Origin of the sequence: Paracoccus marinus (assembly GCF_007018965.1) — a bacterium.
GTDB lineage: Bacteria > Pseudomonadota > Alphaproteobacteria > Rhodobacterales > Rhodobacteraceae > Paracoccus > Paracoccus marinus.
Window position 1 is genome coordinate 322,473 of the sequence record NZ_VJYZ01000033.1, and the last position, 16,654, is coordinate 339,126.

Here is a 16,654-nt window from a genome sequence, read left to right on the forward strand (position 1 = left end):
CGCCCGCCGAAGGATAACGATCTCAGGCGCCCCTTGCCGCAAGGTGGGGCAGGGACAGAGGGGGCATCTGGTTCGCGGCGCGTCGCGCTGCAATGGGGGATGCCGATGGACGACTTGCGCCGCACGCCGCTTCACGACCTGCACGCTTCGCTCGGCGCGAAGATGGTGCCATTTGCCGGCTGGGACATGCCGGTGCAGTACCCGATGGGGGTGCTGAACGAGCATCTGCACACCCGCGCCGCGGCGGGCCTGTTCGACGTGAGCCACATGGGGCAGGTGATCCTGCGCGGCGAGGGTGCGGCGAAGGCGCTGGAGACGCTGGTTCCCGCCGATATCGAGGGGCTGGCGCGGGGCCGTCAACGCTACGGGCTGTTCACGAACGAGAGCGGCGGGATCCTTGACGACCTGATGATCGCCAATAAGGGCGACCACCTGTTCCTGGTCGTGAACGCCGCCTGCGCCGACCAGGACATCGAACATCTGCGGAAGCTCGAGGCGATGGGGATTTCCGTCGAGGCCGTGACCGACCGCGCGCTGCTGGCGCTGCAGGGGCCCGGCGCCGAAGCGGCACTGGACGCGCTGGTGCCCGGCGCGGCGGCAATGCGGTTCATGGACGTGGCCGACCTTGAGTGGAACGGCATCGTTCTGTGGGTCAGCCGCTCGGGCTATACCGGCGAGGACGGGTTCGAGATCTCGCTGCCAGCCGACCGGGCCGAGGATTTCGCCCGCGCGCTGCTGGCCCGCGACGGCGTGGCCCCGATCGGCCTTGGCGCCCGCGACAGCCTGCGGCTGGAAGCCGGGCTGCCGCTTTACGGCCACGACATGAGCGCGGAGGTGACGCCCGCGCAGGCCGGGCTCGGCTGGTCGATCCAGAAGATCCGCCGCACGGGCGGCGCGCGCGAAGGCGGCTTTCCCGGCGCTGAGGTCATCCTGCCCGAACTCGGCGCCGCCACCCGCGCCCGTCGCGGCCTGCGCCCCGACGGACGCGCCCCGATCCGCGAGGGCGTGGCGCTGTTCGACGCGGCGGAAGGCGGGACCGAGATCGGCACCGTCACCTCGGGCGGGTTCGGCCCCTCGCTGGGCGGGCCGATGGCGATGGCGATCATCCCCGCCGACATTCCCGACGACGCCACCGTCTATGCCGAACTCCGCGGCCGCCGCGTGCCCGTGACGGTCGTGCCCACCCCTTTCGTCAAGCCAACCTACAAACGCTGAGGCCAGCCCATGCTGAAATACACCGAAGACCACGAATGGCTGCGCGCCGAAGGTGACGAGATCGTCGTCGGCATCACCCGCCACGCCAGCGAGCAACTGGGCGACGTGGTGTTCGTCGAACTGCCCGACGAGGGCCGCGAGGTCGAGGAAGGCGAGGAGATCGTCGTCATCGAATCCGTCAAGGCGGCGTCCGACATCGTGGCCCCGGTTTCGGGAACAGTGACGGCGGTGAACGCGGCGCTGGCCGACGCGCCGGGCGGGGTGAACGACGATCCGATGGCGGCCTGGTTCTTTCGCATCAAGCCCGCGGACGGCGTGAGCCTTGACGGCTTCATGGACGAGGCCGCGTATAACGAGCTGATCGGCTGATCGGACGTCCCCGCGGGACCGGGGCGCTGCCCCGGACCCCGGGATATTTAGGACAGGAGATGACGCGGGCCGCGATCAGGCCGGCCCGCGGTTGATGAATCCGGCCCGGACGGGCCAAGCGCGCGAGTGATCCCATGCCCCGCTGGACCCCCACCGACTACAATCCCGACGATTTCGCCAACCGCCGCCACATCGGCCCGTCTCCGTCCGAGATGGCCGAAATGCTCAAGGCCGTGGGCTGCGACAGCCTCGACGAGCTGATCGGGCAGACGATCCCCGGCTCGATCCGGCAGGACCGGGCGCTCGACTGGCCCGCGCTGTCCGAACATGAGTTGCTCAGCCTCATGCGCGACGTGGCGAGCCAGAACACGGTGATGACCAGCCTGATCGGGCAGGGGTATTACGGCACCGTCACGCCGCCCGCGATCCAGCGCAACATCCTGGAAAACCCGGCCTGGTACACCGCCTACACGCCCTACCAGCCCGAGATCGCGCAGGGCCGGCTCGAGGCGCTTCTGAACTTTCAGACCATGGTCGCGGACCTGACCGGGCTGCCGGTCGCGAACGCGAGCCTGCTGGACGAGGCGACGGCCGCCGCCGAGGCGATGGCGATGGCGCAGCGGTCTGCCAAGTCCAAGGCGAAGGCATTCTTCGTCAGCGACGACCTGCATCCGCAGACCATCGCCGTGATCGAGACGCGCGCCGCGCCGCTGGGGATCGAGATCGTCAAGGGCGCGGCGGGCGCCTGCGATCCGGCCAAGGTGTTCGGCGCGATCTTCCAGTATCCCGGCACCTTCGGCGATGTCCGCGACCTCGGCGCCGAATGCGAGGCGCTGCATGCCGCGGGCGGGGTCGCGGTCGTCGCGACCGACCTGCTGGCGCTGTGCCTGCTGAAGGAGCCGGGCGCGATGGGCGCCGATATCTGCGTCGGCTCCGCGCAGCGGTTCGGCGTGCCGATGGGCTATGGCGGGCCGCATGCGGGCTTCATGTCCTGCCGCGACGATCTCAAGCGGTCGATGCCCGGGCGGATCGTGGGCGTCAGCATCGACGCGGCCGGGCGGCAGGCCTACCGGCTGTCCTTGCAGACGCGCGAGCAGCATATCCGGCGCGAAAAGGCGACCTCGAACGTCTGCACCGCGCAGGCGCTTCTGGCGGTGATGGCGTCGTTCTATGCCGTGTTCCACGGGCCCATGGGCCTTCGCGCGATCGCGCAGCGGGTGCATCTGCACGCCGCGACCATCGCGGCGGCGCTGCGCGAGGCGGGGGCGGACATCCAGCCCGACGCGTTCTTCGACACCGTCACCGTGCGCGTGGGCGTGGGCCAGCAGGGCATCATGGCCGCCGCCCGCCACCGCGGCATCAACCTGCGCCGGGTCGGGCGCGACCGCGTCGGCATCAGCGTCGATGAAACCACCGACGCCGGCGTCATCGCGCGGGTGCTGGATGCGTTCGGGATCTCGGATGCGGTGACGCCCGCGACCGCCCCCGCGATCCCGGACGATCTGCTGCGCGAAAGCGACTACCTGACCCATCCCGTGTTCCACATGAACCGGGCGGAATCCGAGATGATGCGCTACATGCGCCGCCTGTCGGACCGCGATCTCGCGCTTGACCGCGCCATGATCCCGCTGGGGTCCTGCACGATGAAATTGAACGCCGCGGCCGAGATGATGCCGATCACCTGGCCCGAGTTCGGGGCGCTGCACCCATTTGCGCCGGAAAACCAGGCCGCGGGCTATCACCACGTCTTCGACGACCTGAACGAGCGGTTGTGCGAGATCACCGGCTACGACGCATTCTCGCTGCAGCCGAACTCCGGCGCGCAGGGGGAATATGCGGGGCTGCTGACCATCGCCGCCTATCACCAGTCGCGTGGCGAGGACCGGGATGTCTGCCTGATCCCGGTGTCGGCACACGGCACGAACCCGGCCAGCGCGCAGATGTGCGGGATGAAGGTCGTGGTCGTGAAGTCGGCGCCGAACGGCGACATCGACCTTGAGGATTTCGCCGACAAGGCGGCGAAGGCCGGGGACAGGCTGGCGGCGGTGATGATCACCTATCCGTCCACCCACGGCGTTTTCGAGGACACCGTGCGCGACGTCTGCCGCATCACGCATGAACATGGCGGGCAGGTCTATATCGACGGCGCGAACATGAACGCGCTTGTGGGCCTCGTGAAGCCGGGCGAGATCGGCGGCGACGTGAGCCACCTGAACCTGCACAAGACCTTCGCCATCCCGCACGGGGGCGGCGGTCCGGGGATGGGGCCGATCGGGGTCAAGGCGCATCTGGCGCCGCATCTGCCCGCCGACCCCCGCACCGGCCATGGCTTCGTCGGCGGCGCGGTCAGCGCGGCGCCGTGGGGGTCGGCCTCGATCCTGCTAATCTCGTGGGCCTATATCCGCATGATGGGCGGCGACGGGCTGACGCAGGCGACCCGCGTCGCGATCCTGAACGCGAACTACATCGCGAGCAAGCTGGCGGGCGCCTATCCGATCCTGTTCATGGGCAACCGTGGACGCGTGGCGCATGAATGCATCGTGGACACTCGCGTCTTCGCCGAGCACGGGGTGACCGTGGACGACATCGCCAAGCGCCTGATCGACAACGGCTTCCACGCCCCCACCATGAGCTGGCCGGTCGCCGGTACGCTGATGGTCGAGCCGACGGAGTCGGAGACCAAGGCCGAGCTCGACCGCTTCATCACCGCGATGCTGGCGATCCGGGCCGAGATCGGCGAGGTGGCCGAGGGCCGCATCACGGCCGAGGACAGCCCGCTGCGCCACGCGCCCCACACGGTCGAGGATCTGGTCGCCGACTGGGACCGGGCCTATTCGCGCGAGCAGGGCTGCTTCCCGCCCGCGTCGTTCCGGGTGGACAAGTACTGGCCGCCGGTGGGCCGCGTGGACAACGTCCACGGCGACCGCAATCTGATCTGCACGTGCCCGCCGGTCGAAGCCTACGCGGAAGCCGCCGAATAAGGCTTTCGCGACGCACCGTGCCCCGTTAACGATCCGTTAAGGTTCGTTAACGAGGTGCGGGTTTGCACAGGTCTTGTCTTGTCGCGGCGGCACTCGCCGCCTTTCCGCTGTGGCAGGGCGCGGCCGTGGCCCATCCCGGCGGGCTGGACGCCAGCGGCTGCCATCACGACAGGAAGCGCGGCGGCTATCACTGCCATCGCCCGCAGCGCTCGGCCGCGGTCGAGGCGCCGGTCTATCTGCTCGACACACCCGCGGACCGCAGCTTCAGGAACTGCACCGAGGCGCGGAACGCCGGTGCCGCGCCGTTGCGTCGGGGCGAGCCGGGCTACCGCCCGAAGCTCGACCGCGACAACGACGGGGTCGCCTGCGAATAGCGGAACCGCCACCCCGAGCGCGCGTTCGGCCAGATGGAAAAAATGCAGGAGTATCCGTCATGAAGGGCCTGATCGCGTGGTTCCTGGGCGTGCCGATCGTCGTCATCATCCTGCTGTACGTGACGGGGATCTTCTGATCGCACGGCGGGGCGGGGACCGGACATGGCACAGGCCGGCATCCTGACCTGCCTTGCCTGCGGGCAGGCCAACCGGGTCCCCGCCGAGCGGCTGGCGCAGGGGCCGAAATGCGGCACCTGCGGGACGGGGCTGCTGGCCCTGAAGCCGGTCGAGGTCGATCTGGCGACGCTCCGCAAGGCCAGCGCGACCGACCAGCTGCCGCTTCTGGTGGATTTCTGGGCGCCGTGGTGCGGCCCCTGCCGGGCGATGGCGCCCGAGTTCGAGAAGGCGGCGGCGCTGCTGAAGGGCGAGGCGCGGCTTGTGAAGATCGACACCGAATGGTCGCCCGAGGCTTCCGCGCGCTGGAACATCCGCGGCATCCCGGCTTTCGTCCTGTTCCGCAACGGCCGCGAGGTCGCCCGCCTCGCCGGCGCCCGGCCCGCCGCGCAGCTGGCCGACTGGGTACGCCAGTCGGTGGGGTGACGCGGTTTTCGCAGGGCTTTCATCCGGCCCGTCGCCCCGGCTTGACAATACCCCCGCGCCGATGGAAAACCGCCGCCAGTGGGGCCGTAGCTCAGTTGGTAGAGCGCATCGTTCGCAATGATGAGGTCAGGGGTTCGATTCCCCTCGGCTCCACCAGATTCCAAGAAAATTGCATTCTGTTCGTCAGACGATGCTGTTCGCGACCACGCTGCGCGGCGTCGCTGGCATTGCGCACGCGTAGGAATCAGCCCACGGCCAAGCATTTACGGCGCCGCCCGCATGCACGATCGCGCCTCGCCGCGGCGGGCATGCGGGTGTCAGGCTTTCCGTGTCACGCGGTCTGCCCGGCCACGGGCAGGCGCGCCCACCTTACGGGCAGGGCGAACGGCCACTGGTGGCCGGCGGCGTGGATCAGCCGTTCGGCCAGCAGGCTGCCTGCCACCGCGATCGCCACCACCACGGGCACGCCGATCAGGCGCAAGGCCGTTTGGTCGGTCGCGGGCAGGCTCGCGACAACAAGCGACACGATCAGCAGGTGGATCAAATAGATCGGCAGCGTGTTCCGGCCGAAATACGACAGCACCGTCCGGGCGCGGGCGAAGCCGCTGATCCACACCGACGCGATCAGCCCGGCGCACAGACCGCCGACGTTCAGGACGAAGTCGGCCGCGCCGTGGACGAAAGGGTGGGCGGCACCGACCCTTGCGCCGACCGCGGAGACGCCGATGCACAGCGCCACGGCCAGCGCCAGCCAGCCCAGGTTTTCCGCCACGCGCGGCAGGAACGGCTTGCCGTAAAGCGCCGGCACGACGAAGAACGGCGCGTACTTCAGCGCGTTGAGCTGGGCGAAGTTCAGCCCGTGGTCGCCCGCGCCCGGATGGAACGCCAGCACGCTGACCGCGATCGTCGCTGCGGCGACGGGCAGCCGGTGGTGGCGGCACAGCTTCGTCAGCGCGAAATAGAACGCGAGCGCCCAGATGAACCAGATCCCGGTCTGGGGATGAACCAGCCCGTAGAGATACAGCTTCACGAATGGACCGGCGGTGTCGGCGGACGGGTGCGGCAGCAGATACTTGAACAGGAACAGGTGGATAAGGCTCCACACCGCGAAAAGATAAAGGAACAGCGCGACCTTGTCGTGCAGCACGGAGCGCCAGCTGCGGGTGATCGCCGAGGCGCCGAGCAGTCCCGAGATCGCGAAGAACAGCGGCATCCGCACCGGTTGGAACAGGTCGGACAGGCGCTGGACCACCTCGTGGCTCAGGCCGTTCGCCGACATGAAGATGTTCGTGTGATAGGCCACGACCAGCAGGATCGAGCAGCCTCGTCCCACATCGACCCACGCGATGCGGCCCGCCCCGGCGGGGCTTCGTTCCGATCCAGTTGCCACGACACGCCCCCTTGGTCCGTAAGGCCGCAGGTAGGCGTCACCTGTCACATACTGTCAAAGTATATGTCCGGGGGTCGGCGCGGGTCCGCGTAGCGGGGTTCCCGTTTTGGGCGAGCTGCCGCCGAAACGGGCCGGATCAGCGGCTGATACCGTCCAGAAACGCGCCAAGACTGTCGCCGATGGCGTCGATCGCGTAGCCGCCTTCCTGCACGACAAGCGTCGGTAGGGCGAGCGCGGCGATTGCCGTGCCCACCCGCGCGAAGTCGCGCGAGGTCAGGTCCAGCACCCCGATCGGGTCGTCGCGGTGGGCGTCGAACCCCAGCGCCACGACCAGCGTGTCGGCGCCGAAATCGCGGATGCGGGCGGCGGCGGTGGAAAGTGCCTGTTCCATCGCGCCGATCCCGCTGCCGTGCGGCAGGGGCAGGTTCAGGTTCGCGCCCTGGCCTGGGCCGTCGCCGGTCTCGGCCGTGTAGCCGGTGTAGAAGGGATAGTAGCGGTCGGGATCGGCGTGGATCGACACGGTCAGCACGTCGCTGCGCCGATAGAAGATCTGCTGCGTGCCGTCGCCGTGATGCGCGTCCACGTCGAGGATCGCGACCCGCGCACCCCGATCCGCGAGATGCTGCGCGGCGATGGCGGTGTTGTTGAGATAGCAAAAGCCCGACGCGCGGTCAGCGCGGGCATGGTGCCCGGACGGGCGGCACAGCGCATAGGCAAGGCGCGCGCCGTCCGCGACCGCCGACGCGCCCGCGACGGCCGTTTCGGCCGACCGCAGCGTCGATATCCAGCAGTTCGGCCCGACCGGCACCGACAGGTCGCCCAGATACCAGCCAAGCTGACCCAGGAACCCGGTCGCGGGGCAGGGTGGGCGGACGTCCTGATCGGGCCGCCCGCTCCAATACGGAAAGGTCGAGGGCCAGGCTTCCGGCCCCCGCTCGGCCGGCAGGGTCTGCCAGTTGTCCCACGCCGTCTGCAGGAACTCGACATAGTGGGGCGCGTGGACGGCGTGGACGGGGTCGAGACCGCAGGCCGCCGGCACCGACGGCTCGATCCCGCGCCCGCGCAGCGCGGCCACCAATCGCTCGGTCCGGGCGGGCAGGTCCTTTGGCGGCACCACCCGGCCGAAGCGCATGTATTGCTGCGGATCGTGCAGCGCCTGATCGGGGTGGTAGAACGCCCGCATCACGCCCGCGCCCCTTGTCTCGTCGTCGCGCCCGCCCGCCGCATCAATAGTCACGTTCGTAGAACAGGCCGACGGTGCTGTCGCCGTCGCTGCCGACCGACCCGCGCGCCGTCAGCGCGGTCGAAACGTCGAGGTTGAGGTTGATCTTCGACGTCCCGTCCGCCTCGACCTGTACGTCGGTGTACAGGTTGTCCGACAGGTACTTGCCCGCGCGGACCGAGATGTCGCCCTCCTCGTCCGTGGTCAGGTCGAGATCGTCAAGGCCCACGGAATCGCGCAGGTTCGACACGATGCCCGCGCTGCCCGTCCCCGCCAGAACGGCAATGGCGTTCGCAAGCTGCGCGGCCTGCAGCGCGCTGATGCTGTCGAGCCCGCGACCGAACAGAAGCTGCGACAGCACTTCTTCCTCGGGCAGTTCGGGGTTCGATTCAAAGGTGATCTCGGGGTCGCGGATCTCGCCGTCGATGATGATGCGGGTGGTGATGCTGTCGCGCTGCGTCTCGGCCACCAGGCGGATCACCGGCATCAGGCTGCCCTGCAGCTCGATCAGCCCCTCGGTCATCGTGAAGCGGCGGCCGAGCAGGTCCACCCGGCCACGGATCAGCTCGAGCTGGCCGATCGGGATGATGTTGCGCGCGGTCCCGGTCAGGCGGATCTGGCCGCCCAGCTCGGCGTCGATGCCGCGGCCGCGGACGAACACGCGGGCGGGCGCGTCGATGGTCAGGTCAAGCCGGGCGGCGACTGCGGGCGGCGTGGCCGGGGGGCCGGCAAGCCCCGCGATCCTGCTGTCGGCGCTGGGAAACGGCAGCAGCCCCGCCCGCGCGCGGGTGCCGCGCACCGCCGGCGGCTCGCCCAGGTGGGTGATGCCGGGGATCGCCCCCGCGCCGCCAAGCCCTGAAGTCGGGATGCGGAACTCGGTTTCTTCAAGCCGGATGCGGCCCGCGATCAGCGGCCCTTGCGACGCCAGCCCGGTGATGGTGACGGTGCCGTCGGCGACCGTCTCGTAAAGGTCGGGGTTGCGCAGGGTGACGCTGTTCAGCTCTGCCGTCAGGTTCAGGGACGGCGATCCGCCGCGCAGGTCGACGGGGCCGGTGACGCGCAGCGTGCCGCCCGCGTCCACGGTCCCGCGCACGTCAAGGTTGATGAGCCCGTTCTGCAGGTTCGCGGTCGCCTGCAGCGGGTCGATCGACAGGCCGAGGTTGGGATCGGACAGGCGCGCGCCGTTCAGGTTGACGGTGCCCGTCAGCGCGTCCAGCGACGGCGGACCGGCCAGCCGCAGGTCAAAGGCGACCGGCCCCTGGACCGAGCGGGTGCGCAGGAACGGGTTTGCGATCGCCGCGTCGCTGACGCCGCTGACGCGCACGTCGCTGTCGCCGCCGTCGGTGGCAAGGCGGCCTGCGACCTGCGCCCGCGTCCCGCCCGGCGCGGTCGCCGCGATGTCGAGGATCAGGCCCCCCGGTTCCTGCCGCACCGTGCCCGTGGCGGTGGCGGGGCCCGGGACGCCCGGCACCAGCAGCGCGAGGTTGGAAAGGTTCGCGTCCACGTCGAGCCCGTCGGCCGGGTTGCCGCTGGTCGTCACCTGCACCTGGCCGTTGCGCGCGACCAGCCGCTCGATCGCGATGCCCGCGGGCGACTGGGTGGCGGCAAGGTCGAAGGTGGTCTGACCGGCAAGCAGCGAATCGACCTTGGGGTTGCCGATCGACAGCCCCGATGCGGTGCCCTGCGCCGCCACCCGGCGGCTGCCCTGCCCGTAGTCGGTCAGCTGGGCGGTGGCGTCCAGCGCCCCGCCGATGCCGCGGCCGAGAAAGCGCAGGTCGCCCGCGTCCAGATCCACGGTCACGTCGGTCGCGCCGCCGCCCACGGTGCCGCGCGCGTCCGCCGTCAGGCGCGCGTTGCGGATCGCCGCGTCCTCGATGGTGAAGACGCCCGCGCGTTCCAGCGCGCGCACCGTCAGCCGGGTCTCGCCGGCAAGCGCCGCGTCCACCTCGGTCTGGCCCAAGGACAGGTCGGTGCCGGTCCCGTCCACCGTCAGGCGGCGCGCGCCGGTGCCGTCATCGACGAAGCTCGCATCGGCATTCAGCGCGCCCTTCCAGCCCATGCCGAACGCGCCAAGGTCGGCCACGCCGATCTGCGCCGTCAGGTTCGTATCCTGCGGCGCGTAGCGGCCCTGCGCGCGGACGCTCGCCTGCGGGTTGACCAGTTCGCCCTGTTCGATGGTGAAGGTGCTGCCCTGCTGCGTCCCGCGCAGCGCAAGCGTGGTAGTGCCGGTCAGCGCCCCGTCCACCTGCTGGCCAAGGGCAAGGTCCTGGGCCGTGCCGGTCAGGTCGAAGCGGCGCAGGCCGCTGCCGTCGTCGGTGACCGAGCCGTCAAGCGACAGCGCACCCTTCCAGCCGCGCCCGAACGAGGCCAGCGACTTGATGTCCACGTGCCCGTCGATGTCGGTGGCGGTGCCGCCGATCACGCCTTTTGCGGTCGCGGTCAGCTGGTCGTTGCCAAGGTCGAGCGACTGCACGGTGACGATCCCGTCGCGGCGGGTGGCTTGCAGGTCAAACCGGGTGGTTCCGGTCAGCGCGCCGTCCACGTCCTCGCGGCCCAGCCGCAGCTCGGTCCCGGTGCCGGTCACGTTGAACGCCTGCGTGCCGTCGGCCTCGGTCGCGGTCGCCTGCGCCTCAAGCGCGCCGGACAGGCCGCGCCCCAGCACCGTCAGGTCCGGCACCGTCAGGTCGAACTTTGCGTCGAGCTGGCCGGGGATGAAGTTGCCCTGCCCGTCCACCGTCAGCTGCGGGTTCGCGACCCGAAGCTGCTCGACCTTGAACGATCCGCCTTCCTGCTGGGCAATGACGTTGATGTTGGTGCGGCCCTTCAGCGTCCCGTCCAGTTCGGGAACGCCCACGATCAGGTCCGTCGCCTCGCCGTTCAGGGCAAGCCGGCGCATGCCCTGGGCGCCGCTGATCATCGCCTCGGCCGTCAGGCTGCCGGCGAGTTCCGGGTCGGCGTCGGTCAGGCTCGCCAGTCTCAGGTTCGCGCGAAGGTTGCTGGCGTCGCTGGACAGGGTGCCCTGCGCGGTCGCGGTCAGGCGCTGGGCGTTCACGGCGAGGTTGCGGATCTCGATCCCCTCGGTGCCGCGCCGGGCGCTGAGGTCGATGGTGGACTTGCCGCCCATCAGCCGGTCAAGCTGGTCCTGGTCGATCGAGATGTCGGTGCCTTCGACCCGCGCGTCGATGTCGAAGCCGCGCGTCAGCACGGTGTAAAGCCCCGTCACCTTCGCGTCGGCCCGCCCGGTCAGCGGCCGGCCGGCCAGCCTGGACAGGCGCGAAAGATCCTCGTAGGCCGCGTTCAGGTCGCCGGTCACGGTGATGCCGCTGTCCAAGCCGTTCACGTCCAGCCCGCCCGACAGGCCGTAATCCTGCCCGTCGAGCTTCAGGTCCGTCAGCCTGAGCGCGTCGCCGGGGGTCAGGGTGAACGTCGTCTCGACCTTCGCCTCCGTCCCGATCGCCGCCTGCAGGCCCGCGTCCTTCAGCGCGACGCCGGTCGCGGCAAGCGACAGGCGCCCCAGCACCTGCTGCACCTTGCCGCCGCTTTGCGGGACGCTGCCACCCCCGTCCAGCTGCACGGCGCCCAGCCGGTTGCCGTTCCAGACCAGATCGCCCAGCCGTCCGGCGGCGGTCCACGCCTCGCCGGTCGCGGCGTCGTAGGAAATCTGCAGGTTGCCCGACTGCACGGTCGTCTCGGCGCCCGCGACGGGCAGGCGCACCGGCAGCTGCGTGGCGCCCGCGTCCTCGCCCAGGGACAGCAGCACGACCACGGACTGCGGCGCGCCGGTCTCGTTCGTCGTCAGCGATCCGGTCAGGCTGAGCGCGTCGGTCTTGACCAGCAGCACCGGCAGCGAGATGCGGCCGCTTTCGCCGCGCCAGCCCTCGGCCAGCAGTTGCGACTGGCTGCCGAAGAAGGCGCGGTTCTCGGGCGGCAGAAGGCTGGCCACGTCGCCGGTCAGTTCAAGCCGGAACCCGGTTCCCGGCGCGTTGTCGGGACCGGGCTTCGAGGCGGCAGAAACGCGGCCCGTGACGCGCGGCTGGCCCGCGGTCGCCAGCCTGATATCGGCGGCAAAGTCCGACAGCGGGCCGTTGCCCTTGATCTCGGCCTGGACGGCGGGGCGGTCCTGCAGCTTGACGAGGTTGGCGAACAGCCCGCCCTCGGCCTCGTCCAGCGTCAGGTCCAGCTTGAGATTCCGGGTCTCGTTGGAAAAGGCGGCGTCGAGCGCGAAGCTGCCGCGCTTGCCGTCCACCCGCGCGATCGCGAGCTTCGCCGTTCCTTCGCCGCCGCCCAGCTGCATCGCGCCGTTCAGCGACACGACCGCCGCCTCGCCGATCACCGGCTGGCCGATGTCCACGCGGGCGGCGGCGATGTTGGCGATGTCGACCGAAACCGGCAGGGTGGGCAGCTGAAAGTCCTTGATCTCGGGCGTGGCCTTCTCGCCCTCGCTTCTGGGCAGGCGGGGCAGACTGATTTCCTCGGCCGACAGCTCGGCGATCTCGATCCGGCGCGCGAACAGGGCCGAGCGGTCCCACTGGATGCCGCCGTTGCGGATTTCCAGCCAGACCCCGTCGGCGTCCGAAATCGCGAGGCGGGTAAATGTCGCGCGGGACGACAGCGCGCCCTGGAATCCCTCGATCACGACGCTGCGCCCGGCGCTCGACAGGTTGCGTTCGAGAAAGCGGGTGATGAAGCCCTTGTCGTCCTCGACCTCGGCCGAGATGTCGGCGGCCTCGCTCGCCACGTCGGCATCCGCCTGCGCCGCGGCGTCCCCGGGCGGGCCGGCAGGGGCGCCCGCGTCCTGCGCGAACGCGAATGCGGGCAAGAGGATCAGCCACAGCACGAGGAAGATGCGTTTCATCGGAATGCCCGTTCTCGGATGCCCGTTTCGGGGATCGGCGGGCAAGGGGCGCCCGGTCCCGATCCGCGTGTTCTCAGAATGCCTGACCCAGCCCCAGATAGACCTGCACGCCCTCGCCGGTGTCGCCGCCGACCGGCCCCGCCACGTCGAAGCGCAGCGGCCCGATGGGCGTGTTGTAGCGCACGCCGACGCCCGCGCCGGCGTGCCAGTCGCTGTCGCCGCCGAACGCGCCGTCGGTCCAGACCTTGCCCGCGTCGGCGAAACCGACCAGCCCGATCTTTTCGCGCAGCTGATAGCGGACCTCGGCGGTGGCGTTCGCGACGCTCATCCCGCCGGTTTCGATCGTGGTGCCGTCGGGGCCGGGAATGACCTCGGCGCCGAGCGACTGGTAGGGCTGGCCGCGCACCGATGCGCCGCCGCCGGAATAGAACAGGTATTCGCGCGGCGTCTCGTCGATCTCGGGGCCGAAGATCGACCCGGCGCGGGCGCGGCCCGCCAGCGTAAAGCGGTCGGTCGCGCCGAAGCTGCGATAGGCCCGCGCCTCGCCCGCCGCGCGCACGCCCGAACCCGTGTCCTGAAAGCCCGCGAACGGCGTCAGCTCGCCCTGCAGCCAGAAGCCGCGCTTGGCGTCGGTCATCAGCGGCTCGCGCCGGTCCCAGGTCACCGCGACGGGCAGGGCCAGCACCTCGAAGTCCGAAACGCCGTCCGAATCGTCGTCGACCTTGGAACGCCGGTATTGCAGCGCGATGTCGCCCGTCAGCCGCTCGCTTGGCTGGTAGGTGAAGCCGATGCCCAGGACGCCAAGGTCCTGGCTGTAGTCTTCTTCCTGCATCTGCTCGGCCCGAGCCTCGACATAGGCAGTCGTGTCGGGGTTCAGCGTGGCGGGCCGGTCCAGCCGCACGCCCAGCAGCAGGTCGCGCCCCGACGTGCCCGAGCCGATGTCGCGCACCTCGCCGTCCACCCGCAGCCGCTCGCCCCCGCCAAGAAGGTTGCGGTGCATCCAGTAGCCCGAAATCGCCGCGCCGTCCTGCGAGCTGATCTCGAACCCCGCGCCGATCCGGCGCAGCTTCTGCTCGACGACGGTCAGCGTCACGTCGAGCGTGTCGCCGGGGCCCAGGAACTCGGCCTCTTCCAGCGTGATCGCGGAAAAGACGCCGGTGCGGCGCAGGCGGCGGCGCACGGTTTCAAGATCTTCGGGATCGAACGGCTCGCCCTCGGGGAAACCCGCGATCTTGCGAAGGCGGCGCGGGTCCATCCGTTCCTGGCCTTTGATCGTCAGCTGGCCGAAGCGCACGCGGGGACCGGGGTCCAGCGCGATGCGGCTGTCGATGGTGGCGGTCGGGTGGCTCGCCACGATCTCGGTCGCGGCCACGTCGGCCTTGGCGTGGCTCTGGTCGCGCCATGCCTCGACGCCCGCGCGGGCGGCCTGGCGGATGGTCGATGTGCGCGCGACCTCGCCCTTGAGGTAGCCGGCGGGCAGGTCGGTATCGGGGGCGAGCGGCGCGATCTGCGCCCGGCTGTAGCGGAAAAGGGGGCCGGGCTGCACGTCCACGACCACCTGCCGGACCACGTCCGGCGCATCGAGCGGCGCGATCGACGATGCCTCGACCCCGTCCAGCTGGATCGCGATGACGACGCTGTAATAGCCGTTGTCGTAAAGCGCGGCGATCAGGCGGGCATAGTCGGCGCGCGCGGCCGCCAGCACGTCCTGCCCGGTCAGCCGCCCCTCGGCCAGCGTGTCGGTGAGGACGGAGGCGTTGCGAAGCGTCCGTTCCAGCCCGGCGTCGCCGCCCTGCACCCGGAACACCAGATCGACGGGGGAGTTCGTGCCGGGCTTGCCCCCGAACAGCCGCGCAAACGGTGATGACGCCGACGAGGCGGAGCCCGACCCCGACGATCCCGAAGACCCCGATCCCGACGACCCCGAGCCCGCCGATCCCGAACCCGCCGATTGCGCCAGCGCCATCCTCGGCCCGGACGCGGCCGTGGCGGCGATCCCAGCCACGCACAGGGCGACGACGGACGCCGCGGTCAGGTGCCGTCTGCCGGCCGCGCGCCGGTCGTTGCGATCACTGGTCTGCACGTCGCCTGTCCGCCCGCTTTGGTCTTGTTCTTTGCGGCCAGTCTTGCAGCAGTCGGCGCGCATTGCCAGCCGAACGGCGCATGCCGGGTCAGATTTCGCGCAACTGTGCCACACAGCCCCTGAGCGGCGCGAGGTCGTCGGCGATTTCGACCACCGGCATGTCGCGCAGGTGGTCGATGACGGCGGGCGGCATCCCCTTGGCAGCGAAGGCCGCTTCCAGACCCGACAGGAACGCGGCGCCCTCGCGCGCCATTGCCCGCGCCGCGCTGCCCGCAAGCCACAGCCCCTGGTCCGGCCAGTGGCGCAGGGCGAGATCGCCGCAGGTCATGCCGAACAGTTCGGCGGCGAGCGCCATGGGTTCGGCGTGACCCGCCGCCGTGGCGGCCGCCGTCAGGCGGGGCAGGGCGGGACCTGCCAGCAGCAGCTCGATCGACGGAAAGTCGTCGGCGGTCGTGCCGAGCGCCTGGCGCAGCCGGTCGGCGACCATCGCCGGCAGCAGCGCGTGTCCGGTTTCGGATTCCAGCGTGATCGTGTGGCCGTCCAGGTGGCGGACGGGGCAGACGTTGAAGCCGGTGCCCGCATTCACCACCAGCGCCTGCGCGTTGCCGCCCCAGCCGGCCCGCCCCGGTCGCACGGTCACGACCTGATCGCCGGTCAGATGCGGCAGCGAAAACCCGGTCGCCGCCATGTCGTTGATGATTCGCGCCTCGCAGTTCAGGTCGGACCCCAGCTGACCTGCGGGCAGCGCCCAGTCGCGGTTGGTCAGATACCCCACGCCGTCGATCACCGGGCCCGCCACCGACACCACGATCCGCCCCGGATCGCCCGCGCCCGCACCCAGCAGGCGGCGCACCAGCGGAACGAATTCCGACTGCGGCAGCGGGCCGCGCACCACCTCGGTCCGCAAAATCTGGGCGTTTTCCACCAGTCCGACGCGAAGGTTGGTACCCCCGATATCTGCCACGACGTCAGTCACTTGCCACCTCTTGCCGCCTTTTCTTCACGCCTGGTTGATCGGATGTGGGGTCGGTCTGCCACAATCGCCCGGAACCGCGCAATGAGCCGCGCGTTCCCCCTTGACAAAGCAAGACACGTACATCGCACCGCACGCCGCCGAAGGGTTTGTCCCCATGTTCTCCGTTCGCACCGCCGCCCTGGTCCTTGCCGCCGCAACCGCCGTTGCTCCGATCACCGCCGCCTATTCGGCGGTCGAGGCGCGGGGCGAGCTGCCGTCGGTCAAGGCATGGTCCGCGGTCGCCGGCATGAGCGCGCGTCAAGTGGTGGACCTTGCCGGATCGCTGCCCGCCGGCGTCAGCGACGCGGGCACCCCGTGGTGCGATGCCAATGCCGAGATTCACGGCGCGCTGGATGCCGAATACGGCGAAACGCTGGTCGTTAGCAAGCGCGACGGCCTGCGGCTGTGGGGTTCGGACGAGATGGGAACGTGGACGATGGTGCTGGAACGCGCCGACGGCAGCAGCTGCGTCGTGGCGTCGGGCATCGGCTACCATGATGGGACCGACCCCTCGGCGATCTTCCGCTCCGCCGGGCTGAGCAGCTGATCC

The 16,654-nt window shown here is 70.3% G+C and carries 11 protein-coding genes and 1 tRNA gene; 7 read left to right on the forward strand and 5 right to left on the reverse strand.

Features of this window, described 5'->3' with window-relative positions; all coding sequences use genetic code 11:
* Positions 1–105 precede the first annotated feature (105 nt).
* The 6 genes from gcvT (at position 106) to FNF32_RS13830 (ending at position 5,695) form a co-directional block, all read left to right on the forward strand.
* A complete protein-coding gene (gene gcvT / locus FNF32_RS13805; RefSeq protein WP_131672909.1) occupies positions 106–1,215 on the forward strand; it encodes a glycine cleavage system aminomethyltransferase GcvT in 1,110 nt (369 codons plus the stop codon).
* Positions 1,216–1,227: 12 nt separating this feature from the next.
* On the forward strand, positions 1,228–1,584 hold the full coding sequence (gene gcvH / locus FNF32_RS13810; RefSeq protein ID WP_185961982.1) for a glycine cleavage system protein GcvH: 357 nt from the start codon (positions 1,228–1,230) through the stop codon (positions 1,582–1,584).
* Between the two features lie 134 nt (positions 1,585–1,718).
* Positions 1,719–4,565 (forward strand): aminomethyl-transferring glycine dehydrogenase, encoded by a 2,847-nt coding sequence (gene gcvP, locus FNF32_RS13815; RefSeq protein ID WP_131672907.1) that lies wholly within the window; start codon positions 1,719–1,721, stop codon positions 4,563–4,565.
* Between the two features lie 62 nt (positions 4,566–4,627).
* Positions 4,628–4,939, forward strand: coding sequence for an excalibur calcium-binding domain-containing protein (locus FNF32_RS13820; protein WP_131672906.1), 312 nt, complete (start codon positions 4,628–4,630; stop codon positions 4,937–4,939).
* 162 nt (positions 4,940–5,101) lie between these two features.
* Entirely contained in the window at positions 5,102–5,539 is a 438-nt protein-coding gene (gene trxC, locus FNF32_RS13825) for a thioredoxin TrxC (protein WP_131672905.1), read from the forward strand.
* A gap of 80 nt (positions 5,540–5,619) precedes the next feature.
* Positions 5,620–5,695, forward strand: a tRNA-Ala gene (locus FNF32_RS13830).
* Positions 5,696–5,870: 175 nt separating this feature from the next.
* On the opposite strand, the gene FNF32_RS13835 is transcribed toward FNF32_RS13830, so the two are convergent.
* The 5 genes from FNF32_RS13835 to FNF32_RS13855 all read right to left on the reverse strand — a co-directional run bounded on the left by FNF32_RS13835 (position 5,871) and on the right by FNF32_RS13855 (position 16,065).
* Positions 5,871–6,929 carry an acyltransferase family protein gene (locus FNF32_RS13835; RefSeq protein ID WP_185961970.1) on the reverse strand — a complete coding sequence of 353 codons (1,059 nt, stop codon included), beginning with the start codon at positions 6,927–6,929 and terminating at the stop codon, positions 5,871–5,873.
* Positions 6,930–7,065: 136 nt separating this feature from the next.
* Complete coding sequence (locus tag FNF32_RS13840; protein ID WP_221930737.1) at positions 7,066–8,166, reverse strand: histone deacetylase family protein; 1,101 nt, start codon at positions 8,164–8,166, stop codon at positions 7,066–7,068.
* Positions 8,156–13,006 (reverse strand): translocation/assembly module TamB domain-containing protein, encoded by a 4,851-nt coding sequence (locus FNF32_RS13845; protein ID WP_131672903.1) that lies wholly within the window; start codon positions 13,004–13,006, stop codon positions 8,156–8,158. The genes FNF32_RS13840 and FNF32_RS13845 overlap by 11 nt, the downstream gene beginning before the upstream one ends.
* A gap of 73 nt (positions 13,007–13,079) precedes the next feature.
* Positions 13,080–15,089 carry an autotransporter assembly complex protein TamA gene (locus FNF32_RS13850; RefSeq protein WP_246087842.1) on the reverse strand — a complete coding sequence of 670 codons (2,010 nt, stop codon included), beginning with the start codon at positions 15,087–15,089 and terminating at the stop codon, positions 13,080–13,082.
* An 88-nt stretch (positions 15,090–15,177) separates the two neighbouring features.
* Positions 15,178–16,065 carry a glucokinase gene (locus FNF32_RS13855; protein WP_131672902.1) on the reverse strand — a complete coding sequence of 296 codons (888 nt, stop codon included), beginning with the start codon at positions 16,063–16,065 and terminating at the stop codon, positions 15,178–15,180.
* A gap of 154 nt (positions 16,066–16,219) precedes the next feature.
* Between FNF32_RS13855 and FNF32_RS13860 the strand changes: the two genes are divergently transcribed.
* Positions 16,220–16,651: a hypothetical protein gene (locus tag FNF32_RS13860; protein ID WP_131672901.1), complete on the forward strand. Its 432-nt coding sequence runs from the start codon at positions 16,220–16,222 to the stop codon at positions 16,649–16,651.
* Positions 16,652–16,654 lie beyond the last annotated feature (3 nt).